Here is a 20,765-nt window from a genome sequence, read left to right on the forward strand (position 1 = left end):
AACCGTGTTCCGGCCGCACCGCTGGTTTTTAGCAACGCTTTATGTTAGGAATGCCCATCCCTTATTCCGTTTGCCATCCTGGTTGTCCAGGAATGCTCAGCATCGGTGGTGAGCGATATGCTTTTGGAATGTCGGAACATCAATTTTCGCTACCCGGGTAACGAGGCCCTTTTGTTTCAGGAGCTGTCCCTGGTCATCGATACACCCGGCTTTCATGCCTTGTTCGGCCCCTCCGGTGTCGGAAAATCTTCCCTTGCAAAAATCATCAGCGGACAGTTGACCGCTGAACAAGGTGCGGTCCGCTATCATAACGATGGGCGGGTGTTGTATGGCTACAACTTGGAAAGACTGCCCGGTTGGTCCAGCGTTGGTCGCCACCTGGAGCGAGTGACGCCGGCCCATCATCGTTCATTGAAGGAGGCGCTGATCGAGGCTTTTGGTCTGGCCGAAGTAATGGATCGGCATTTCAGCCGGCTTTCTTTGGGGCAACAGAATCGTATCAATTTATTGCGCTATTTGGTTCAGGATTTCAACGCCCTGATTATGGACGAAAGCTTGGCCAATGTGGACGAAAAGACCCGCGAACAGATTTTGCTGACCATCAAAGAGATGTTTCCCGATGCGCTTTTTCTCTACATCAGTCACAATGTTGTGGAGGTGGCCGCCTTTTGTCGGCAAATCCTCGTGCTGCGGGGGTTGCACAAAATGCCGCGGGTGGTGACGGTGCAGGGACAAGATCGCATGAAAGGCCGAGAAATTGACCGCCAGGGATTGCAGCAAACTATGCTGGAGATCATGAATGCTGCTTAGACGCATTTATCAATTCATGATGATTTACGGGCTGGGGGTGTTGTGCCTCCTGGCCCTCAAGATGGTTGCCGATCTGTCCGACTATGTGATTCCCGGACTCGATACCCTGTGGCACACTTTCCGGGAGGTGGCCTGGCGCTATACCCTGGATGTGTGGGACACCTTGCGGGTGGCCATGATCGGGCAGGTGCTTTCCATCGGCCTGGCCCTGCTCGTCGGTATCGTTGGCCGTCAGGCCACCTGGTTCGGGTCGTTCATCAAGGTGGCGGCCTACAATGTCCAAGCCTACCCCATCGTTGCCATCGCACCGATCATTTTCATTCTTTTGGGCGATGGATTTCTGTCCCGTTTGCTGATCGCCGCAATGATCTGTTATTTTCCATTATTGCTTTCCGTCGTCGGCATCATGTCCCAGCCGATACCGGACATTGAGCATTTCTATCGCCAAACAGGCCGTATGCGCTGGCAGTTGGAGGTGAAAATCCGGGCCTTCGAGAATCTTTCCAAGCTGACCACCGTGATCGTGGGCAGCGCCACCCTGGCCATGGCCGGCACCATCGTGGCGGAGTTCATTGCCGCCGGCGCGGGTATCGGCTACAGCATCCGGATCGCTCTGTACCAGAGCGATTTGGCCAAGATTCTGGTCGCCCTGTTCATGATCGGTATCACGCTTTCAGTGTACCAGGGCGTTCTTGAACGGGCCGGCCACTGGGTCAAGCAGGTCTGGTCCGGTTAGGGCCGCGAAGGAGGAGGGCATGCAAAGAAACTTTCCATGGTGTTCACCCGGCGCAATCGGTCTCCTGGTGTTGTTGTTCTGCCTGCTGCGGCTGGATGTCGGTGTGTCTTGGGCGGAGCAGGCCGTTGCCTACCGTCTCAAATGGTTGATCAACATGTCCACGGTGGGGGATGTGTACGCCAAGGAAAAGGGGCTTTTCGCCGCCCGGGGGCTTGCGGTGGATTTGCGGGCCGGCGGTCCCGAGCGGGATGCCATCCGGGAACTCGAGTTGGGGCATGCCCATTTCGGCGTCGCCTCCGCCGATCAGGTGATCCATGCGCTGGCCAAAGGTTCGCCCGTGGTGGTACTGGCCCAGTTGTTCCAGGCCAATCCGCTGCAGTGGATCTATTTCAAGGATCGGGTGCGGATCGATGCCTTGGCCGATTTGAAAGGCAAAACCATTGGTGTGACCTTCGGTAAAAACGACGAGATCATCATGCGCACCTTGCTGGCCAGGGCCGATATCGGTGATCGGGACGTACGACTCTACAGTGTGCGCCTGGACTACACCCCCTTTTTCAGCGGACGGGCCGACTTGTGGCCGGTCTACATCAATTCCCAAGGGGTGGAGATCGGTCAACGGCTGACGGCCGCGGGGGAATCCATCGGATTTTTCGAACCCGAGGCCCATGGTGTCCGTTTCGTGGCCAATTCCGTGGTGACCTCCGAACGATTGCTGGCCGAGCAGCCGGAGCTGGTAGAGCGGTTTATGAGTGCGCTGTTGGCCGGCTGGCGGGGGGCGCTGGATCCGGCCAATGCCGCAGAGGCGGTCGCCCTGGTGCGCCGCTATGATCAGGATACCGCCTCGGAGGTATTGCAGGCCCAATTGACCGCCACCAGGCCCCTGGTGCAGCCGATGGACGGTCCGCCGGTGGGGCATATCGATATCGAGGCCTGGCAGCAGACCGAGGCCATGATGCGCCGCTACGGTCAAATCGACCGACCGGTCAATGTGGCCGAGCGGCTGCGGCGTTAAGGGATCGCGAAAAAGTTAATTGCATTGCTGCGTTCTTGCTCTGTTGGAATCCTCGGCGGCGCCGCAGGGGCACGGCATGCCGCGCCCCTGCGCCTGCAGCCCAAATCATTTATTCGGGATAGAGGCGGCGAATCTGTTCGTGCAGCGCTGTCGAACGCATGACGAAAATGGCCATGTTGCGGGTGGTGTCGAATTCCAGCATGCGCTGGGTGGTTTCCCCTACCCACACATCGTGGCGGGCGGCATCACCTGTGCGCCGGCCGGGACCGAAGCGGGTGATCAACGCCTTGCGCAGCCGTTCGTAACCGATCCGCCCTTCGGCCCACATCACAATGGTATACAACTGCAGGTTCCAAAAGCCGTACACCAGGCCATCGAGCAAGGCGTTGTCGAAGGACAGGGGATGGTCGGGGCGCCAATATTGATCGATGCCGCCGAAGGCCGGATCGGTGTCCAGTCGTTGCAGACCATCCATCTGCTCGGGTGATATGCGCCAGGCAACACCATCGATACCTATCTCATCCACCACCTGCGGTTGTTGTGTACCGGATCGGAGCTGCTGCGCGTTTTCACGCTCCCCTCGCGCCCGGTCATTCGGTGAATGCCGGCGATCCGGGCCGGGGCGAACCGTGGTGGGCAAGTTGTCGGCCAAAACACCGCCGTCGGGTGCGGCGGAATGCGCGGTGGGCGGCGTAGCCGGCAGGGGCGGAGGAGAGGCACCCCCTTGCGTTGCCGGGATGATGGCGGCCACCTCCTCCTTGTTGACGGAGACCACCAATCCCTGCATATTGAAACGAATTTTGTCCCCCTCTTCCCACACCTGACTGGAGGGGAAGCGGTCGCCGCTGGTCATCACCACGATGAGCTGCGTGTCGGCACGGGCCGGTGACCAGAGGGCGATCACCAGCACGATTCCCACGAAACACCGCATCATGATAGACAATCCCATCGTGTTTGCCTCCGGGTGCGATGTGCCGTTTCAGTGCCGTTTGGCGAAATGGAGCACCACCCTGCCATCCGCCAGGCTGGCCTGAAAACCGCCCGGATTGACCGTGGCCGGTAAATGGATGATGTGTTGAAAGCGGGCAGGGGCGCTGCGCGGGATGTCGCTCTCACGGTCCGCCGCTGCATCCCCTCGCAGGGCTCCCTGAATGATGACCATTTTGCCGGCCACCGCCAGGTGCAGGCTCTCTTCGTCCACGGTGGCCAAGGCGACTTCGATGGTCATTTCCGCATCCGTTTCATGAACGGCGATACCGCCCGATGGCGGTGGGACAACGGCCCATTGTGCCGGAGTCCGATGGGACCATGCCTTAGGGCGATATAAATGATAATCGACCAGCGGCCGCCAGCCACACAGGCTCACCTGGCGGTAGAGCGATGGTGAGGGGCCGAAGGCTGTTTTGTAAAGCTGTTCGACGGTTTGAGGCAGATTTTGGTGCGCATACCGTAAATTCAGTTTCATGGACCCCATATGCATTCTCCTTGTTCCAAGTCCGTTACCCTATAGATCGGTCGATGGCCTTCGAACTTGAGCCTTTGCAGAGTGGTAATGAGCATTGGTAATATAAGTAAATTTGGTTATGCACAAAGCCCAAGTACGATGAGAAGCGGGCTAAGGGCTCGCGAAACAACAACTTCCCCTTTTATGCATCCCTGCTCAAGGCCGTCTTGGCCCGATCATAGGATTCAAAATCCTCGGAATAGCTCGCCATGCCTCCGGTTTTGAATCCTATGATCAAACCAATCCGACCCAAATCCGGGCGCCTAAAATGCGAAGTTATTGTTTCGCGAGCCCTAATTCTGAATCTGAATACGATCGCAGCTGTCAGCGCAGCAGGCACCATTGCTTTGAACAACTGCCTGGAAGAGGATTTTTGCACAAATTCCGGTGGCCGCGGCGACACCGGCATGGGCAGGGATCCCAGGCAGATTGGCGCCAGTGTGGTTGGACAGCCAGGGAAACCTCGGCAACGCTTGACGCCGGCCAATGAATTTGCCATAAATCTCAATAGCTGCGTGAACTATCCCCAAATGCTGAAAGAAAGCCTGGATTGCCATGACGGAAATGGAAAACGCAAACGGAAACCATGGGCCTGCCGCAGAAGAGAAATTTCCCTCCGGGGTGCGGCTCTTATTGGTGGACGATGAGGAGGCCTACGTTAACGTGCTGTCCAACCGGTTGCGCAAGCGGGGTTTCCTCGTAACCAAAACCTTCAGCGGCACCGAGGCCTTGCAGCAATTGCGGCGGCAGGAGTTCGATGTGGCGGTGCTCGATTTAAAAATGGCCGACATGGACGGTATCGAGGTGCTGCGGATCATCAAGCTGATCGACCCCCAGATGCAGGTGATCATGTTGACGGGGCACGGTTCGGCCACCGCGTGCAAGCAGGGATTGGAATTGGGCGCTTTCGACTATTTGACCAAACCGTGCGAGCTGGATGCGCTGGTGAAAAAAATCGGGGAAGCGTTCAAAGCCAAACAGAACGCCTCCCCGACGCATTAGGATGCCGCCAACGGCAATGGTGGACGGCACACGCCTTTGTCGAAGACTGCACACCCGGTCTGTTATGTGCGCCGGGTGGTGATTTCGCGCATCTGGGCTTCGATGATCTTCTCTTCGTGGTGCCGTTTCTTGATGCCGGCTTCGGTCACCTTGCTCACCAGCAGCTCGATGTCGCATGGTTTCATCAGGTAATCGAAGGCCCCTTTTTTCATGCCTTCAATGGCCGACTCCACCGTGGCGTGGCCCGTGAGCATGATCACCTCGACCAGCGGATAACCTTTTTTGATCTCTCCCAGGGTTTCGATGCCGTCCATTCCGGGCATCTTGACATCCAGGATCACCACCTCGATCCGCGGGTTCTCCTTGAGTTTCGCCAGTGCCTCGTTGCCATCATAGGCGGGGGTGACATCCATCTCCCGTTTGGTCAGCCGCTTGATCATCGTGTCCACGAAAGGTTTTTCGTCATCCACCAGCAATACTTGTGCTATGGCCATATTTTTTACGCTCCTTCATTTTTGGCTGCCGAATCGCTCAAAGGCAGCTCGATGTGAAACGTTGTTCCCTTGCCCACCTGGCTCTCCACATCGATGCGACCGCCCATCTTGTGGATGATGCCGTAACAAATGGAGAGACCCAGGCCGGTTCCCTTGCCCACGGGTTTGGTGGTGAAGAACGGGTCGAACAACCGTCCTAAATTGCTTGCGGGGATGCCCGGCCCGGTGTCCGCGATGGCGATGCGGATCCGGCCCTCTTCGAGGCGACTGTGAATGTGGATGGCGCCGCCGCTCTTTTCCATTGCGTCCACCGCGTTGTGCAAAATGTTCATCAGCACCTGTTGCATCTCGGTGGCAGAAGCCTGGATCGGCGGCAGGTCCGGATCCAGGTCCACCGTGACCTCCACATTGGCGTAGCGCGACTTCTGGGACAGCAGGTCCACCACTTCGGTAATCAGTTCATTGATTTCCAGGGTTTGCACCCGAGAGTCGGTCTTGCGGGCGAAGCTCAACAATTTGTGGGTGATCTCCTTGCAGCGCCGCCCCTGGGTCTCGATCTGTTTGAGGGCCCGCTTGAACTCTTCAAGGTTGTCCCCTTGGTCGATGCCTTCCTGCATCAGATCCTGGATCCAGCCGGCCTCTTCCACCATGATGGCCACCGGGTTGTTGATCTCGTGGGCGATGCCGGCAGCCAGTTCCCCCACCGAGGCCAGCTTGCCGGTTTCGATCACCTGTTGGTTCATCATCTCCTTCTCGAAATCGAGCCGTTCCATGCGTTTCACCATGCGACCGGCGACGATAAAGGCCACGACGATGATGGCCAATGCGCCCATAAGGGCGACGAGACCGGCGATCAATTGGGTGCGATTGAGTTTGGCGAAGGCATCGGATGCCTCCTGCTGGAAAATCAACAACCATTGGTTGTTTTTCAAGAAGGCGGCCACGATGATGAATTTGCTGCCCCGTTCGCCCATTTTTTCCACGCTGAAAATGGAACTCGGCGCGGTGTAGCGCTCCAGGTAGCCGTCCAGATAGATGCCTTCCTCCTCGATCATCAATCCAAGATCACCGGATGGCTGCACATTGCGCAATGCCTCTTCGCCCTTGGTGAAAAGATTCATGTACTGCTGATTGGTCAGCTCGGGTTCGCCCCGCGGGGGGCGGGTCTGGAACTCTCCCTGACGGTTGAGGATGAAGGCGGTGCCTGTTTGGCCCACCGCAAGGTTTTCCACCAGGGTGTTGAAAGCCGCAAAGTCGATGGTCGCCCGCAGCAGCCACTCCCGTCCCTCCCAATGGCGTTTGATGGAGACGATGAAGTGCGGGTGGCCGCGCAATCCCAGAAACACGTCGCTGATGTAGCCGTGCCTTTTGATCGCCCGTTGAAACCACTCCGCGCCGCTGTAATCGGCGCGTTGCAGCTCGAAAGGGCCCGCATAAGCCACCTGCCGACCGGTTTCGTCCACCAGTCCCAGGTCGACAAACACGAAACTGTACTCTTCTTGCAGGATGCGCAGTCGCTCTTGCAGAAACGCCTTGTCCTGCAGTTGGTCCAGATCGAAACTGCGGGACAGGTGGCTGATGTCGTTGAGTTTTTGTCGTAAAAAATAGTCGATGTTCTGTTTGTGCTTGAGGACCAGTTCTCCCAGGTGGGCGCGCACCATCTGGTTGGAAAAGACATGGAACTGGTAGAGGATGAGGCCGCTGACCAGCACCATGGGCGCCAGGGAGACCATGATGACGATGATGGCCATCCGGAACCGGAGTCGCAGGTACCCTGCGCTCATGTGATCCGATCGGGTTTCCGTTTCGCTCATCGGGCTGTTCCCCGTCTTGTCTGCCCCATCGTTACCGATTGCCGCTACTAAACATTATAAGGGGGTCAGGGGTGAATATCAATGGTCGGAAACAAGCCCTTGAGCGCCCCTTCGGGGTAGGGCTGAATCAGGTTGAAGGAGATGTTCTGGCTTTGCTGGGCGTGCCCGTGCTGGCTGCTCCCATCAAAATAGGCACCGTTGGCCTCCAGGATGTGTTCGATGCGGTGCTGAAAACCCTCGACAAACAACCGGCCGTTGCCGGCGAAGCGCATCCCGCCGCGTTGAAACGGCCCTTCCACGGAGGCTAATTCCGCCAGAGGCACACTGTGATCAGCCACATCGTCCTGGGTGCGGATCAAGCCCCATACCAAATGTTCTTCGGGGATCGTCACCGGCTCGCTCAGGTCGATGATGGTGTGGGGCATGACGATGCTGTTCGCGCCGATGGTCAGCCGGTGGTCCGGCGTGCCTTGTAGAAAAGAGTTGAAACCCACGAACACCTTTTCGCCCAGGTCGGCATGGATGATCTTGGCGCCGTGGGCGGTGACATTATAGCCGCTGAGTCGGGAGTGGAGAATGTAGCAGTTCTCCTGGGCATTGGCGCCGATGCCCATCCAGCTGTTTTCGATATAGGCGCGTTGGGCCACCAGCACGTTTTTATTGAATTGGGTCTTGGGCTTGATTACCGCGTAGCGGTTGACCGACGCCCCTTCGGGAACGTTGGGGAAGCTCTCCAGGTTAACCACGTCGAAGATCCGTTGAAAATCCTCCTTGCGTCCTTCCACGAAGTCCATGAAGATTCCCTCGGGCGGCTTGCCGCTATCGAAGCGGATGTAGCGCTGCAGCACGTCCGGGGAGTGGTGGTAGGTAAAATCGAAATGGTTGCCGTTGCGCACCCACACCGTGCCCGCGGGCAGTTGGCGGTGGCTCAATTCGCCGACCTGGGCATAAACGAAGTTACCGATGACGCAGTCGTGCAAGGCGGTCAGGTCCACGGTGCTGAACGGTCCCAGGAAACATCCCTCCACATCCGAGCCGTGGATGTTGGCATAGTGGGTGGAGACGGTGTTCTGGATGATGAACTCCTCGGGGGTCTCCGGATCGTGGGAGTTGTTGTGCACCAGGGTTTTGATCAGGTAACTGTCCTTGATGCGAATGGTTTCGTCTTCGGTCAGAGGTATTTCGAAACCTTCGTATTTGAATATCTCCCCGCTGCGCTTCAGTTCGTCCCCCCGGATGTCGCTCTTGTAAAGTATGGCGTCGGTCACGTGGCACCGGCCCAGAAAGTAACTGCCGGACAGGTTGGCGCGGCTGAAATGGAAATCCAGGGGGTGGTAGGGGGTGATGCCGTAAAAGGCATAGAATTTGACCAGTTGCTGCCAGGGCACCAACCCGCGCACATAAGGCCCCACGTCGAACAGGGGTTCGCGCAGATTGACATTCACCCGTTGAATGATCCTTTCAAGCAACTCGTGCAAGCGTTCCATTGTTGACCTCCCCGTCGGTTATCAGGTGCCCAGATAGACCGGCATGCCCATCAAGGGCCACACCAGGATGATGATCAGGCCCAGCACGGCCAGCAGCAGGATGCTGGCCGGCACGCCGGCGGCAAAAAACTCACCGCTGGTGAACTGCTTGGAGCTGTAGGCGATGGCATTGGGCGCCGCACCCACCAGCAGCAGAAAGGGCATGCCGGCCACCGTGAGGGCGGAGAAGAGAATCACTTCGCTGGCCACGCCCAGGTAGGGGGCCACCACCAGGGCCACCGGCAGGGAGATGGCGATGGCGGCCACGTTCATGATGAAGTTGGTCATGATCAGGATGAAAAAGGAGATGCCCATGACGAAGATGAACCAGTGGGCCTCGGTGAAGAAGCCGAGCCAGTTGATGGCCAGCCACTCGGCCGCGCCGGTCTGCCACAAACAGAAACCGATGCTCATGGCGCCGGCGAACAGCAGGATGATGTTCCAGGGCACCAACTCCAGGTCCTGGATATCGAGAATGTTGAACAGAAAGAACATTACAGTGGCCACCAGGATGACCGCCGACTTGTTGAAGGGTTGCAGGGCCGGAACGAAGGATTGCAGCGAGAGGAACAAAATGGCGCCCAGCACGATCAGCGCGGACAGTATTTCCTTGCGTGTCAGTGACCCCATTTCATCGTTGAGCTGCTTGGCCTTTTCCCGCAAACCGGGGATCCGGTCCTGCTCCGGTTTGAACATGACCAGGAAGAAGATCCAGAGCAGAAAAACCATCAGCCATCCGATAGGCGCCATGTAGTAAGAGAGCTCGAAAAAGGAAATATCCTGACCGGCGATCTCCTTGTAGAACCCCAGGGCCACAATGCCGCGGGCTGCGCCCAGCAGGGTGATGATGCTGCCCGCGCCGGCCACGAAGGCCATGCCCATGAAGAGCCCTTTGCCGAAGCGGGTGGGCTTGGTGTCGGTGGTGTAGAGGGAGTAAATGGCCAGCAGCAGGGGATACATGGTGGCGGCCACGGCGGTGTGGGCCATGATGTGGGTCAGCAGAGCAGTGACCACGAAGCAGCCCAGGTAGATGCGGCTGGTGCGCTCGCCCACGATCATCAGCATTTTGTAGGCCAACCGCTTTGTCAGGCCCACCTTGGTGAACACCATGCCGATGGTCAGGGAGCCGAAGATGAACAGCACCGAGGGGTCCATGAAGTCCTTGAAGGCCTCGCTGGCGGGGCGGATGAAGAACAGCGCCTGGATGACGCCGATCAGCAGGCCGGTCACGCCGATGGGCATCACCTCGAACACCCAGAAGGTGCCGGCCAGCAGAAACAAGGCCAGGGCGCCCTTGGCCTGCTGCGACAGCTCAAAATGCTTGCCCATGGGGTCCACGGCATCGGGCCAGGGGGGGGAGTAGTAAACAAGGAGAAAAAGACCGACTCCCAGGCAGAAAAACAACCAGCGTTTCCAATCGAAAGTGACTTTGCTTGTCCCATCGGCGTTCGTCATGGACACATACCTCCCTCACCCGACCTAAGCAGCGCAGGCATTTTGAATATGAAAAATTTGGATGGCGTTCGTTCTCCTTCCACCAAAAACCGTTTCGAAAAATCCTGTAGCTTTTATCGCAAATCGGCGCTGCAAGCAACGTAAAACACGCTGTGCACAAGGCTGGAGGCCTCATCTTCCTGTGGGACTGAGCACTCAGTACAAAATGATTGCGACACTCTCATGAAGGCAAAGCCGGCTGATGCAAGCACCGCCCGCCGTCCGTCCCGAAGCGATGGTGATTATAACCGTAGGGTTGCGCAGATCGCTCCGGGCAATCCTCAGGGTCTATCGGACTACTGTTTGTAGCCGATCATGCGCAGAAACGATTTGCGCTTGGCGATGTCGGCCTCGCCCTCCACGCCCTTGGGGCTGAAGCCGTCGACGACCCCCAGGATCCCCCGCCCCTGATCGGTTTCGGCCACCAGCACCTGGACCGGGTTGGCGGTTGCGCAGAAGATGCGGCACACTTCGGGCACGGTCTGGATGGTGTTGAGGATGTTGATGGGGAACATGTCGCGCATGAACAGGATGAAACTGTGACCGGCGCCGATGGCCAGCGCGTTTTTGCAGGCCAGGGATACCAGATCCGGATCGGTGCCGCTGTGGCGCACCAGGCAGACGTCGGAGGCTTCGCAGAAGGCCAGGCCGAATTTGGCGTTGGGCACGGTGTTGACCACGGCTTCGTGCAGGTCCTCCACACTTTTGATGAAGTGGGAGTGGCCCAGGATGAGGTTGAGCTGCTCGGGATTTTCCACGGCGACCGTTTTGAGTTCCATCGGGATTCTCCTTTGTTTAGAAATCGATTAACCCCGTATAGTTGTGCGGGGTGACGGCGGACAGTTCCGCTTTGATTTCCGGCGGGACATCCAGGGCCGCGATGAATTGGGTGATGGCCTCTGCATCGATGGTGCCGTGGGTACGGGTCAGGGCCTTGAGCGCTTCGTAGGGCGCGGGGTAGCCTTCCCGGCGCAAAATGGTTTGCAGGGCCTCGGCCACCACGGCCCAGTTGGCCTCCAGATCCCGGTCGATGGCCTCCGGGTGGAGGACCAATTTGGCCAAGCCGCGCCGGATGGACTGATAGGCGATCAATGTGTGGGCCAGGGGAACACCCAGGTTGCGGGTGACGGTGGAGTCGGTCAGATCCCGCTGCAAGCGCGAGATGGGCAGTTTTTCCGCCAGGTGTTTGAAAAGCGCGTTGGCCACCCCCAGGTTGCCTTCGGCATTTTCAAAATCGATGGGGTTGACCTTGTGGGGCATGGCCGACGAGCCCACCTCGTCTTTTTGGATGCGCTGTTTGAAATAGTCCATGGAGATGTAGGTCCAGAAATCCTTGCACAGATCCAGCAGGATGGTGTTGATGCGCTTGAGATTGTCGCAGAAGGCGGCCAGATTGTCGTAGTGCTCGATCTGGGTGGTGACCCGGCAGCGCTCCAGGCCCAGAATGTCGTTGACCAGGTGATCGCCGAAGGCGATCCAGTCCACCTCCGGATAGGCCACCAGATGGGCGTTGAAATTGCCGGTGGCGCCGCCGAATTTGGCCGAAAAGGGGATGGTGCGCAACAGGTCATACTGGCGGCTCAGCCGTTCGACGAACACAAAGATTTCCTTGCCCAGGCGCGTGGGCGAGGCCGGCTGGCCGTGGGTGCGGGCCAGCATGGGGATCTTTTTCCACTCCCGGGCCATGGTGCTCAAATCGGCCGTCACTGCCTGCAACGCCGGCGTCATCACCGTTTGCCACGCCTCCTTGAGCGCCAGCGGCATGGCGGTGTTGTTAACATCCTGGGAGGTGAGGCCGAAGTGAATGAACTCCTTGAAGGGGCCCAAACCCAGGCCGTCGAACCGCTCTTTGAGAAAATACTCCACCGCCTTCACATCATGGTTGGTGGTGCGCTCGATCTCCTTAACCCGCAGGGCATCATCGGCACTGAAGTTGCGGTAGAGGTCCCGCAACGGCTCCCACAACCCTGCATCCACCCCTTTGAGCTGGGGCAGGGGCAGGGCGCAAAGGGCGATGAAATACTCGATTTCCACCCGCACGCGGTAACGGATCAGGGCGCCTTCGGAAAAGAAGTGTCCCAGGGGTGCCGTGGTGCGGTGATAACGACCATCCACCGGGGATATGGCCTGCAAGGGCGAAAGTGTCATGTCCGGATCTTTCTGTTGCGGGTTGCTGGTTGCGCGGGAGTGTAGCAAAATTCCGGTACCGCGATCAACCGGGATCTTTGTTTGACAACCAAGGTCTTGTAAGCCATATTGGAAAAGACTTCCGGACCGTGGCCGGCAGCGGCTGCCGGCGCGGCTGCCCGGCCGGCGGCAGCACCGATCCCGGAGGAAAACCCATGGGTTACGTTTTCGATTTCAACGATGCAAGGGCCTACGTGCAGTGGCTGGATCAGCCGCGGCACCAGTGGGCGGCGGCCCTGGAGTGCGGGCTGATCGCCGGACTGCTCCAACCGGCCGAGGGGGAAACGGTTCTGGATATCGGCTGCGGCGCCGGCGGCGGCACCAAGGCCCTGCTGGATATGGGGCTCAATGTCACCGGCATCGATCCTTCGCCCTACATGCTCGACCGCTGCCTGGAACGGGTGGGGCATCATGTGGATCTTTACCGGGGCTTTGCCGAAGACCTGCCCTTCGACGACAACGCCTTCAATCATGCCGTTTTCTACCTCAGCCTGGAGTTTGTCGAGGATCCGCGCAAAGCGATCGAAGAGGCTTGTCGCGTGGCCAAGGACCGGGTCTTTTTCGGCTTTCTCAACCGTTTCGCCCTCAAAGGCGCCCAACGGTGGCGCACCGGCTTCTGTTCCATGGAGGTGTTCCGCCAAGCCCGCCTGTTCAGTGTCTGGGAGATGAAAAGTCTGGTGCGCTCCCTGGCCGGACCGGTGCCCGTCACCTGGCGCACCGTTTGTCAAATGCCCCACGCCCCCGCCAAGGTGGCCCGCAGCATCGAAGGGTCTGACCTGGTGCAGCGTTGCCCCTTCGGCAGCTTCGCCGGCATGGTGACCACCCTGTTGCCGCGCTTTCGCACCCGGCCGCTGGCCATGCGCTACCGGCCGGAAAAGGCCCTTGCGGTGATGCCCAATTCTGCGCCCGTGGGGTCGTCGGTGATGGGACCCGGCAGCGGTGGGCGCGATATGCAGGGAAGGTAAAGGCGAAGGCGGCGGAGAGGCCGCTTTCAAAGGCCGAATGATAATCTTCTGCCAGGGAGGTGGGGGCATGAAAGAAGCCTTGCTCTATGAGCAACTGGCCGACGACTGCGTGCGATGCAACCTGTGCAGTCACCGGTGCGACATCAAGCCGGGGCGGCGGGGCATTTGCGGCGTGCGGCAAAACGACCAGGGGGTGCTCCACACACTGGTTTACGGGCGTCTGATCGCCCGGCATGTCGATCCCATCGAAAAAAAGCCGCTGTTCCATCTGCTGCCCGGCAGTCGTTCCTACTCCATTGCCACCGTGGGGTGCAATTTCCGCTGCCGTTTCTGCCAGAATGCCGACATCGCCCAGATGCCCCGCGACTTCGACGGCCGGGTGACGGGGGAAACCGCCACCCCCGAAGCGGTGGTGGCCGACGCCCTGCGGCAGCGCTGCGCCACCATTGCCTACACCTACACCGAGCCCACCATCTTCTTTGAGATGGCCCTGGAAACCGCCCGCCTGGCCCATGATCGGGGTTTGCGCAATGTTTTCGTGAGCAACGGCTACATGAGTGCCGAGGCGTTGGAGATGATTGCACCTTGCCTGGACGGCGCCAACGTCGATCTCAAGGCCTTCAACGATGAATTTTACAAGCGCCAATGTGGCGCCCGGCTGGCACCGGTGTGCGACACCCTGCGGCGCATGAAGGACCGCGGCATCCTGCTGGAGGTGACCACCCTGATCATCCCCGGCCTCAACGACGACCCGGAGGAGCTGACCCGTCTGGCCGGCTTCATCGCCGACGACCTGGGTCCCGAGACCCCTTGGCACATCAGTCGCTTCCATCCCACCTACCTTTTGACCGACCGGCCGCCCACCCCGGTCGGTACCCTGCAGCGGGCCCGCGACATCGGCGTGCAGGCGGGGTTGCGCTACGTCTACATGGGCAACGTGCCCGGTGAAGCCGGGGAGAACACTTTGTGCCACCACTGCGGGGCAATGCTCATCGAGCGGTTGGGCTTCGCGGTACGTCGCAATAACGTCCTTCGCGACGGTGGATGCCCGGATTGCGGCACCCCGGTCCACGGCGTGGAAATGGCGGGAACCGGCGCCTGATTCTCAAAAGTTGAGCGGCAGTGACGCCTCGGATGCTTGCCAGCGGGTGATGAGCGACAGGTAGGCCTGCGCTTCTTCGTTGCGGCCGCGCTTGCGGCAGCCGGCGGCGTAAATGCGGCATTTTTCATCCAACATCGCCTGGGCGGCCTGCTGCTGGGCGGGGTTCAGGCAGCCCCGGCGCAAAATCTTGACGATGGCGCGGATGCGGTACTTGTCCAGCTCGGGCAGGCGCGAGAGCTGGTCGGCGTGGCCGCCGTACTTGATGACCAGCGGCTCGTCGATCAGGTGCACGGGGTGTTGCCAGGTGAGCCGCAGCCACAAGTCGTAATCCTCGCAGGCCGGCAGCGATTCGTCGAAGCCGCCCGCAGCTGTGAGCAGGTCGCGGCGCAGCATCACCGCCGAAGGACTGATCAGGCAAAGCGGCAGGCACTGCTCGAAAATCATGCCCGCCAACTTGCGATGGCGCTGTTTGGGATTGACCCGCACCCCGTTGCGGATCCAGATCTCCTCGGTTTGGCAGATCACCGTTTCGGGATGGCGCTGCAAATGATCCACCTGCCGGGCCAGCTTTTCCTGCTGCCACGCATCATCCGAGTCCAGCAAGGCGATCCACTCTCCGGCCGCGGCGGCCACGCCCCGGTTGCGCGCCGCGCTGACGCCGCGGTTGGGCTGCCGTATCACACGGATGCGTCCGGCATAGCGTTCGAGCAAGGCAGCGGTACCGTCGGTGGAGCCATCATCCACCACGATCACCTCCAGGGGCGGCCGGGTTTGCGACAATACCGAATTGATGGCCCGGGTCACGATTCCGGCCCGATTGAAGGTCGGTATGACGACCGATATCCGGGGCTCGGCGCCGCCGATAGGGCAATGTGTGTCGGGTGAGACGGCCATGGGCTGCGATGGCTCCATCATTGCTTCAGGTCATGCACGTTGAACTTTCATCCCTTTGAACCACCGGGTTGTGATACAGTGCCGGTCAACGGCCTTTGGTGCGCAACGCCGCATGGTCATCAGTGATGTTTAAGGTTTCCGGTGTCTTGTGTAAAGCGTAAAAAACGCCAGGCGCCGCGCCGTCTTGCCGGCAACGGATGCAATGCGAACCCTGAAAATGAGGTGATGGATTGACACTGGAGCGAAACGGCATCCGCCTGAACAATCCTTTGCACTACCGTCTGCTGATTTTTTTCGTGCTCAGCGCGCTCTATTTTCTGGCCTGCCTGCACCGTATTTCACCGACGGTCATCGCACGCGACCTGATGTCGGCCTTCGGTGCCGATGCCACCGCCCTGGGGGTGATGTCCTCGGCTTACTTTTATCTCTATGCGGCCGTCCAGCCGCCGGTGGGGGTGCTGTCGGACACCTGGGGCCCCCGGGCCGTGGTAACCCTGTTCGCTGCCATCGCCTGCTGCGGCGTGCTGCTGTTCGGTCTGGCGCCCGGCATGACCGTGGCCACCGTCGGCCGCGCCCTGATCGGCATCGGCGTGGGTGGCGTTTTCGTGCCCGCGCTCAAACTCTTCTCCAATTGGTATCGCAGCCAGGAGTTCGCCGGCATGACCGGGCTCTTCCTGGCCGTGGGCAACGCGGGCAACCTGGCCGCTTCGCTGCCTTTGACCTACCTGGTGCTGTGGCTGGGGTGGCGCATGTCCCACGTGGCCATCAGCGTGGCCACCCTGGTTTTGATTGCCGTGAGCTGGTTGGTGCTGCGGGATCGGCCGGAGGACAAGGGGTGGCCGCCGCTGGTGCAAAGCGACGGCACAAATGCATCGGCCGCTGCCCAAGTCCCTGCCGGCATGAGTGCCGGCAAGCGCTTGGGCATCGTCTTCCGCCAACCCAACTTCTGGATGGTGAGCCTCTCCACCTTTTTCTTTGGTGGCCCCACCCTGACCTTCCAAGGCCTCTGGGCCGTGCCTTACCTGATGGATGTCCATGCCTTCAGCCGGGTGCAGGCCGGCGGCATGCTGATGCTGCTGCCCCTGGGGTTCGTCATCGGCGCACCGACCTTCGGCTTGCTGGCCGACCGGTTGCCCGTCGGGCGCAAGAGCGTCTTGCTGGCGGCCCTCTCCCTCTCCCTGGTTTGCTGGGGGGTATTTCTGTTTTCCGGTGGTCGGCCCCACCCGTACTTCATCGGGCCCTGCTTTCTGATCATCGGCGCCTGCGGCGGTGGGTCCCTGTCGCTCTACATGACCATCACCAAGGAGCTGTTTCCGCCCTGGCTCACCGGCACCGCCATCGGCCTGATGAATCCCGCCGCCTTTTTCAGCACCGCCCTGTTTCAGCCCTTTTCCGGCTATCTGATGGATATCGTGGGCGCCGTGGGGGATGCCTATCCGTTGGCCGCATACCAAAATGTGTTCATCGCCATCTTCGTGTTCATGGTGCTGGGCCTGATGACGGTGATCCCCCTGCGGCTGCCGCACGTCCGGTGACGGCCTTGCGATCCGATCAGCGCACCGCCCTGCCGGACGCCGTAGGTTGGGCTTGTACGTGGCGGGGCGGAACCGCGACCAAAGGCGTCAACCACGTGCACCTTTAAGACGTCCGAACTGCGCGAAATAGGTGTGGGGGCCCAGCTCCACCACGGCGCCGAAGCGAATCAGCCCCCGGGCCATCATGCGCCGGGTCACATCCGCCAGACTGAGGCGCACGGCCTTGGGCGGTCCCGGCGGACCTTCCTGCGGAATGAACTCCACCACGGCCACCCGGCCGTCCGGTTTGAGCACCCGCGCCACCTCGGCCAAGGCTGCTGCATCCACCCCGTCGGCCGCCAGATCGTGCAGAATGGTGGCCATCAAACACAGATCCACACTGCCGCCGGCCAGGGGCAACGCTTGGGTCACGTCCAGCGCATGGGTTTCGATGATGGTTTGCCGCCCGGCACCTCGGGCGGCCTGCTCCAATTGTGCCAGGCCCTCGGTCCACAGATCCACGGCCACCACACGGCCCGCCGGGCCGACGGCCTCGGCCAGGGGCAGGGTGTAACGGCCCGCGCCGCAGGCCAGGTCCAGAATGGTGTGGCCGGTCAGCGGCCCGATGGCCTTCCAGAAGCGTTCGCTGTCGATGAGGTCGTAACTGCTTTTGCCGGCGCCGCGCATTTTCAAGTTATCCCTTCTTATTACCGATAAGTATCGGCGGATGGGGTTCGTGCCGCTGCGCCGTGCATCCCGCCGGCGCTATATGTCGCCCCGCTCGGAAGCAAAGGAGCTGTTTGATGTGGAAAAGGTTGTTGCCGATGGTCCTGGGCCTGCTTTTGTGGGCGGTCGGGGTTGGCGCCGATGTGCCGGTTGCATCCCTCGAAACCTTCATTGCCACCCATCGGGCCGAAATCCTCAAATTGGACAGGGAGGAGGCCATCCGCAGCTACTTCGCCACCCATCTTTTGGGCGCCTACGGCGATGTCGCCAACCTGGTGGGCTTTGCCGACACCCTGACCCAAGGCGTTTATCTAAAAGAAATCGATTACCTGCTCAAGGAAAAAATTCTGGAAGTGCGCATCGATGCCCGCAGCTTGCGGTCGGTGGACAAGATCAGGGGCCATTTGACCCGCATCCGGCGGCTGGGCAAGCACCCCTATCAGTGGCCGGCCGAGGTGTCCCACAACCCCGCCACCGGTGAGATCCGTTATGGGTTCACCCTGGGCACCAAGCCACCCTTTATCCAACTGCGTTATGAGGGAAGGGTCGGCGCCGACGGCCGCACCGCCGCAGGCACTTTTCGACGCGAAGGCGGTTCGGGGACGGCCTGGAGCGGCACCTGGCAGGCGGTCAGAAGGTAGGTTGGCGCCGTTACGGTGATGATCCGAGAACTATTCCGTCAATCGGGGCGGGTCCTTGGGGACCGTTTCCACCGGACGGCATTCGGGCGTCATGGCCGGTTCGTTCTCGGTTTTTTCGTATCGAAACAGCCGCTTGATAAAACCGGCGATCTTCTTGATGCTGCGCCACAGCTTGGGCAGCACCCAGATCAACAGCAGCACGAAGAGGACGATCAAGGCGATGAACAGCCAGGGGTAGTGCAGGGCGATCCACAATCCGCCCACCACCGCCACATCTTCGGTAACCGAGGCGGTCCAGTTGGTCACCGGTTCCGGCGAGGTATTGATCAGCACACGGGTGCCGGCCTTGAGCGCATGGCTGCCGGCCGCCAGGCCGCCGCCCAGAATGCCGGCGGCCACGGCGATGGCGGGGTTCACATCCCCCATGGCGCCGGCGGCCAGCACCGCGCCGGCCGGAATGCGGATGAAGGTGTGCAGCGTATCCCAGCCGGTGTCCACCCCCGGGATCTTGTCGGCGAAAAATTCCACCACGTACATGATGCCCGCGGCGCCCAAGACGAGGGGGTGGGTGAGCACCTGCAGGTTCTCCGGCAGCACCATATTGCCGGTCATCCCCAGCAGCCCCAGCACCAGGATGGCGGCGTAGAGATTGATGCCGCTGGCCCAGGCGGCGCCCATGGCCAGGGCGATGGCGGCGGTGACATCATAAAAAGGGTCCACGGGATGCTCCTCAGTATTGCATGGTGGCGTTGGGAATGACCGCCGCGCGGGTGCCGGCGCCGAAACGCCGTTGCAGCAGCGCCAAGGTTTGCTCCCAACCGCGGGTCCAGGTGATGGCCTCCGGATTGGCGAACCAGTCGCCGAAGGTTTTGTCCAGGTAGGGGGCTTGAATGATCATGTCGATGCCGTCGGGTACCGCGGTGACCGGATATTGCCGCCCGCCGTGGTCGCGCCCGAAACGTCCCAAGAGGTAGTGCACCACCTGCCCTTCGGGGGCGTTGGCGATCACGACCAGGGTGCCGCTGAAGTTCTCCAGGGCCGACCGGCCGACCCCCATGGCGATGGGCATTTCGTTGGCCTTGGCAAAGGCGTTGGCGATCACCAGTTCGCGCTGCTCGGGGCGCGGTTCGGTGCGGTACACCGCCTGCGCGGCCGCCACGGCGCGGGTGTGAACCGCGGCCAGGTCGCCGGCGAACACGGCGCTGGTGGCGCCCCGACCGTTGAACAGCACATCGATTTTAAAATCCATGGCCACCATGCGCGCCGCCTCCTCGATGTTTCGGCGCAGGATGTTGTCGTCCCACTTGGCCAAGCCGGTGGTTTTGGGCGCTTTGGCGGCCACTTCCAGATGGTAGTGGCTGATGGTGTCGATATGCGCCACCCCCGGCAGCAACAGTTTCCCGCCGCCCGAGAAGCCGGTCTGGGCGTGGGCCGTGACGCAGCCGATGCCGATTTTAACATCCGCGGCCATCACCTCGCGGTTGATCATCACCCGCGTGCCCAAAGCGGTGGTGCCCACTTCCACGCAGTTTTCGTAGGGATTGTGATTGAAGACGCGGTACTTTTCCAGAATCGAAGCACCTACCTTCTTGCGCAGTTCGTGCTGGGTCAGCGCCCCGTGGGTGCCCAAGGCGCAGACAAAGGTGATCTGTTCCTCCGTCATCCCCGCGGCATGCAGCTCCTTGAGCACGATGGGGGCCAGTTCATAGGTGCGGGTGGGGCGGGTCATGTCGTCGAAAACAATCACCGCCGATCGCTTGCCCCTGGCGATCTCCCGCAGTGGGGGGCTGCCAATGGGATCGAGAATCGCCCGTGCCATCCGTTCCACGCTCAGGGCCGGATCATTCGCCCCCCTCATGGGGCAAACCTGCACATCCCAATCGTCGGGCAGATCGATCTCCAGGGTGGTGTTGCCGTACCAAAGCAGTTGAGGCAAAAGAACGCGCATGGGGTCTCCTGTTCGAAAACCGACCTGTGGAGGGTTCTGGTTGCGTTGCTGAACCAAACAGATGCGATTATAGGTCAAGCCCCGGGAAATGACAACCGAGTGGATGGGGCGGTCGCGATTTCGATTTCAGGTGGTTTTCGGAATTGATCCGCATGCCGATGATCCATTCTGTTGCACCAACCCGTAGGGGCACGGCACGCCGTGCCCAATAAGGCCCGATCCACCCGTAGGGGCACGGCACGCCGTGCCCCTACGGGGGTGCCCGACCGTGTAGCACAACAACAGGACGTACCTAACCACCGGCCATAATTTCGTCCAGCGCCCTATAAATAGAATTCATTCGCATAGCGACACCGCTTGTTCTCCCACGGAGGCGGGTGGGTCGGGGGAGCC

20 protein-coding genes are annotated in these 20,765 nt (G+C 60.4%); 8 read left to right on the top strand and 12 right to left on the bottom strand.

The window, feature by feature from the left end; genetic code table 11:
- Window positions 1-117: 117 nt before the first annotated feature.
- Genes MRX98_RS17635 through MRX98_RS17645 form a run of 3 tightly spaced genes read left to right on the top strand, consistent with a single transcriptional unit; the run spans window position 118 to window position 2,561 of the window.
- Window positions 118-810 (top strand): ATP-binding cassette domain-containing protein, encoded by a 693-nt coding sequence (locus MRX98_RS17635; protein WP_246913128.1) that lies wholly within the window; start codon window positions 118-120, stop codon window positions 808-810.
- Window positions 800-1,546 carry an ABC transporter permease gene (locus MRX98_RS17640; protein WP_246913129.1) on the top strand — a complete coding sequence of 249 codons (747 nt, stop codon included), beginning with the start codon at window positions 800-802 and terminating at the stop codon, window positions 1,544-1,546. The genes MRX98_RS17635 and MRX98_RS17640 overlap by 11 nt, the downstream gene beginning before the upstream one ends.
- A 19-nt stretch (window positions 1,547-1,565) precedes the next feature.
- Window positions 1,566-2,561: an ABC transporter substrate-binding protein gene (locus tag MRX98_RS17645; protein WP_246913131.1), complete on the top strand. Its 996-nt coding sequence runs from the start codon at window positions 1,566-1,568 to the stop codon at window positions 2,559-2,561.
- Between the two features lie 109 nt (window positions 2,562-2,670).
- Here MRX98_RS17645 and MRX98_RS17650 read toward each other — a convergent pair whose 3' ends face one another.
- On the bottom strand, window positions 2,671-3,495 hold the full coding sequence (locus tag MRX98_RS17650) for a hypothetical protein (RefSeq protein WP_246913132.1): 825 nt from the start codon (window positions 3,493-3,495) through the stop codon (window positions 2,671-2,673).
- 45 nt (window positions 3,496-3,540) lie between these two features.
- The gene (locus tag MRX98_RS17655; protein WP_246913133.1) at window positions 3,541-4,035 is read right to left on the bottom strand and encodes an Hsp20/alpha crystallin family protein; all 495 of its coding nucleotides are present in this window, start codon (window positions 4,033-4,035) and stop codon (window positions 3,541-3,543) included.
- A 585-nt stretch (window positions 4,036-4,620) separates the two neighbouring features.
- On the opposite strand from MRX98_RS17655, the gene MRX98_RS17660 reads away from it, so the two are divergent.
- Window positions 4,621-5,067, top strand: a complete 447-nt coding sequence (locus MRX98_RS17660) for a response regulator (protein WP_343217774.1) — start codon at window positions 4,621-4,623, stop codon at window positions 5,065-5,067.
- A 62-nt stretch (window positions 5,068-5,129) separates the two neighbouring features.
- Here MRX98_RS17660 and MRX98_RS17665 read toward each other — a convergent pair whose 3' ends face one another.
- The 6 genes from MRX98_RS17665 to purB form a co-directional block, all read right to left on the bottom strand.
- Window positions 5,130-5,561, bottom strand: a complete 432-nt coding sequence (locus MRX98_RS17665) for a response regulator (RefSeq protein ID WP_246913135.1) — start codon at window positions 5,559-5,561, stop codon at window positions 5,130-5,132.
- Between the two features lie 5 nt (window positions 5,562-5,566).
- Entirely contained in the window at window positions 5,567-7,375 is a 1,809-nt protein-coding gene (locus MRX98_RS17670) for a sensor histidine kinase (protein WP_246913136.1), read from the bottom strand.
- Window positions 7,376-7,440: 65 nt separating this feature from the next.
- Window positions 7,441-8,862, bottom strand: a complete 1,422-nt coding sequence (locus MRX98_RS17675; protein ID WP_246913138.1) for a transferase — start codon at window positions 8,860-8,862, stop codon at window positions 7,441-7,443.
- A gap of 21 nt (window positions 8,863-8,883) precedes the next feature.
- Entirely contained in the window at window positions 8,884-10,356 is a 1,473-nt protein-coding gene (locus tag MRX98_RS17680; RefSeq protein WP_246913140.1) for an SLC13 family permease, read from the bottom strand.
- A 335-nt stretch (window positions 10,357-10,691) separates the two neighbouring features.
- Window positions 10,692-11,174, bottom strand: coding sequence for an adenosine-specific kinase (locus MRX98_RS17685; protein WP_246913142.1), 483 nt, complete (start codon window positions 11,172-11,174; stop codon window positions 10,692-10,694).
- A gap of 16 nt (window positions 11,175-11,190) precedes the next feature.
- Window positions 11,191-12,543: an adenylosuccinate lyase gene (gene purB, locus MRX98_RS17690; protein WP_246913144.1), complete on the bottom strand. Its 1,353-nt coding sequence runs from the start codon at window positions 12,541-12,543 to the stop codon at window positions 11,191-11,193.
- Between the two features lie 194 nt (window positions 12,544-12,737).
- On the opposite strand from purB, the gene MRX98_RS17695 reads away from it, so the two are divergent.
- Together MRX98_RS17695 and amrS are read left to right on the top strand one after the other, a co-directional pair.
- Complete coding sequence (locus MRX98_RS17695; protein ID WP_246913146.1) at window positions 12,738-13,547, top strand: class I SAM-dependent methyltransferase; 810 nt, start codon at window positions 12,738-12,740, stop codon at window positions 13,545-13,547.
- A 67-nt stretch (window positions 13,548-13,614) separates the two neighbouring features.
- Window positions 13,615-14,649 carry an AmmeMemoRadiSam system radical SAM enzyme gene (gene amrS / locus MRX98_RS17700; RefSeq protein WP_246913148.1) on the top strand — a complete coding sequence of 345 codons (1,035 nt, stop codon included), beginning with the start codon at window positions 13,615-13,617 and terminating at the stop codon, window positions 14,647-14,649.
- A 3-nt stretch (window positions 14,650-14,652) separates the two neighbouring features.
- Here the strand turns inward: amrS and MRX98_RS17705 are convergent, their stop codons facing one another.
- Window positions 14,653-15,543 carry a glycosyltransferase family 2 protein gene (locus tag MRX98_RS17705; protein WP_246913149.1) on the bottom strand — a complete coding sequence of 297 codons (891 nt, stop codon included), beginning with the start codon at window positions 15,541-15,543 and terminating at the stop codon, window positions 14,653-14,655.
- Window positions 15,544-15,773: 230 nt separating this feature from the next.
- On the opposite strand from MRX98_RS17705, the gene MRX98_RS17710 reads away from it, so the two are divergent.
- On the top strand, window positions 15,774-17,078 hold the full coding sequence (locus MRX98_RS17710) for an MFS transporter (RefSeq protein ID WP_246913151.1): 1,305 nt from the start codon (window positions 15,774-15,776) through the stop codon (window positions 17,076-17,078).
- Window positions 17,079-17,165: 87 nt separating this feature from the next.
- On the opposite strand, the gene MRX98_RS17715 is transcribed toward MRX98_RS17710, so the two are convergent.
- Window positions 17,166-17,744: a class I SAM-dependent methyltransferase gene (locus MRX98_RS17715; RefSeq protein WP_246913164.1), complete on the bottom strand. Its 579-nt coding sequence runs from the start codon at window positions 17,742-17,744 to the stop codon at window positions 17,166-17,168.
- Window positions 17,745-17,860: 116 nt separating this feature from the next.
- On the opposite strand from MRX98_RS17715, the gene MRX98_RS17720 reads away from it, so the two are divergent.
- Window positions 17,861-18,424, top strand: coding sequence for a hypothetical protein (locus tag MRX98_RS17720; RefSeq protein ID WP_246913153.1), 564 nt, complete (start codon window positions 17,861-17,863; stop codon window positions 18,422-18,424).
- Between the two features lie 30 nt (window positions 18,425-18,454).
- Here MRX98_RS17720 and MRX98_RS17725 read toward each other — a convergent pair whose 3' ends face one another.
- Both MRX98_RS17725 and MRX98_RS17730 read right to left on the bottom strand, forming a co-directional pair.
- Window positions 18,455-19,144, bottom strand: a complete 690-nt coding sequence (locus tag MRX98_RS17725; protein ID WP_343217775.1) for a DUF4126 domain-containing protein — start codon at window positions 19,142-19,144, stop codon at window positions 18,455-18,457.
- Window positions 19,145-19,154: 10 nt separating this feature from the next.
- Window positions 19,155-20,372, bottom strand: a complete 1,218-nt coding sequence (locus MRX98_RS17730) for a lactate racemase domain-containing protein (RefSeq protein WP_246913155.1) — start codon at window positions 20,370-20,372, stop codon at window positions 19,155-19,157.
- Between the last annotated feature and the right edge of the window lie 393 nt (window positions 20,373-20,765).

Origin of the sequence: Desulfatitalea alkaliphila (assembly GCF_022968795.1) — a bacterium.
In the GTDB taxonomy this organism is placed as follows: Bacteria; Desulfobacterota; Desulfobacteria; order Desulfobacterales; family Desulfosarcinaceae; genus Desulfatitalea; species Desulfatitalea alkaliphila.

What these genes read in the sequence shown, in the direction of transcription:
- MRX98_RS17705 (WP_246913149.1), bottom strand. Translation starts at nt 15,543, where the DNA reads ATGGCCGTCTCACCCGACACACATTGCCCTATCGGCGGCGCCGAGCCC.
- MRX98_RS17665 (WP_246913135.1), bottom strand. Translation starts at nt 5,561, where the DNA reads ATGGCCATAGCACAAGTATTGCTGGTGGATGACGAAAAACCTTTCGTG.
- purB (WP_246913144.1), bottom strand. Translation starts at nt 12,543, where the DNA reads ATGACACTTTCGCCCTTGCAGGCCATATCCCCGGTGGATGGTCGTTAT.
- MRX98_RS17680 (WP_246913140.1), bottom strand. Translation starts at nt 10,356, where the DNA reads ATGACGAACGCCGATGGGACAAGCAAAGTCACTTTCGATTGGAAACGC.
- MRX98_RS17675 (WP_246913138.1), bottom strand. Translation starts at nt 8,862, where the DNA reads ATGGAACGCTTGCACGAGTTGCTTGAAAGGATCATTCAACGGGTGAAT.
- MRX98_RS17640 (WP_246913129.1), top strand. Translation starts at nt 800, where the DNA reads ATGCTGCTTAGACGCATTTATCAATTCATGATGATTTACGGGCTGGGG.
- MRX98_RS17670 (WP_246913136.1), bottom strand. Translation starts at nt 7,375, where the DNA reads ATGAGCGAAACGGAAACCCGATCGGATCACATGAGCGCAGGGTACCTG.
- MRX98_RS17720 (WP_246913153.1), top strand. Translation starts at nt 17,861, where the DNA reads ATGTGGAAAAGGTTGTTGCCGATGGTCCTGGGCCTGCTTTTGTGGGCG.
- MRX98_RS17660 (WP_343217774.1), top strand. Translation starts at nt 4,621, where the DNA reads ATGACGGAAATGGAAAACGCAAACGGAAACCATGGGCCTGCCGCAGAA.
- MRX98_RS17730 (WP_246913155.1), bottom strand. Translation starts at nt 20,372, where the DNA reads ATGCGCGTTCTTTTGCCTCAACTGCTTTGGTACGGCAACACCACCCTG.
- MRX98_RS17655 (WP_246913133.1), bottom strand. Translation starts at nt 4,035, where the DNA reads ATGGGGTCCATGAAACTGAATTTACGGTATGCGCACCAAAATCTGCCT.
- MRX98_RS17650 (WP_246913132.1), bottom strand. Translation starts at nt 3,495, where the DNA reads ATGATGCGGTGTTTCGTGGGAATCGTGCTGGTGATCGCCCTCTGGTCA.
- MRX98_RS17645 (WP_246913131.1), top strand. Translation starts at nt 1,566, where the DNA reads ATGCAAAGAAACTTTCCATGGTGTTCACCCGGCGCAATCGGTCTCCTG.
- MRX98_RS17685 (WP_246913142.1), bottom strand. Translation starts at nt 11,174, where the DNA reads ATGGAACTCAAAACGGTCGCCGTGGAAAATCCCGAGCAGCTCAACCTC.
- MRX98_RS17715 (WP_246913164.1), bottom strand. Translation starts at nt 17,744, where the DNA reads ATGCGCGGCGCCGGCAAAAGCAGTTACGACCTCATCGACAGCGAACGC.
- MRX98_RS17635 (WP_246913128.1), top strand. Translation starts at nt 118, where the DNA reads ATGCTTTTGGAATGTCGGAACATCAATTTTCGCTACCCGGGTAACGAG.
- amrS (WP_246913148.1), top strand. Translation starts at nt 13,615, where the DNA reads ATGAAAGAAGCCTTGCTCTATGAGCAACTGGCCGACGACTGCGTGCGA.
- MRX98_RS17695 (WP_246913146.1), top strand. Translation starts at nt 12,738, where the DNA reads ATGGGTTACGTTTTCGATTTCAACGATGCAAGGGCCTACGTGCAGTGG.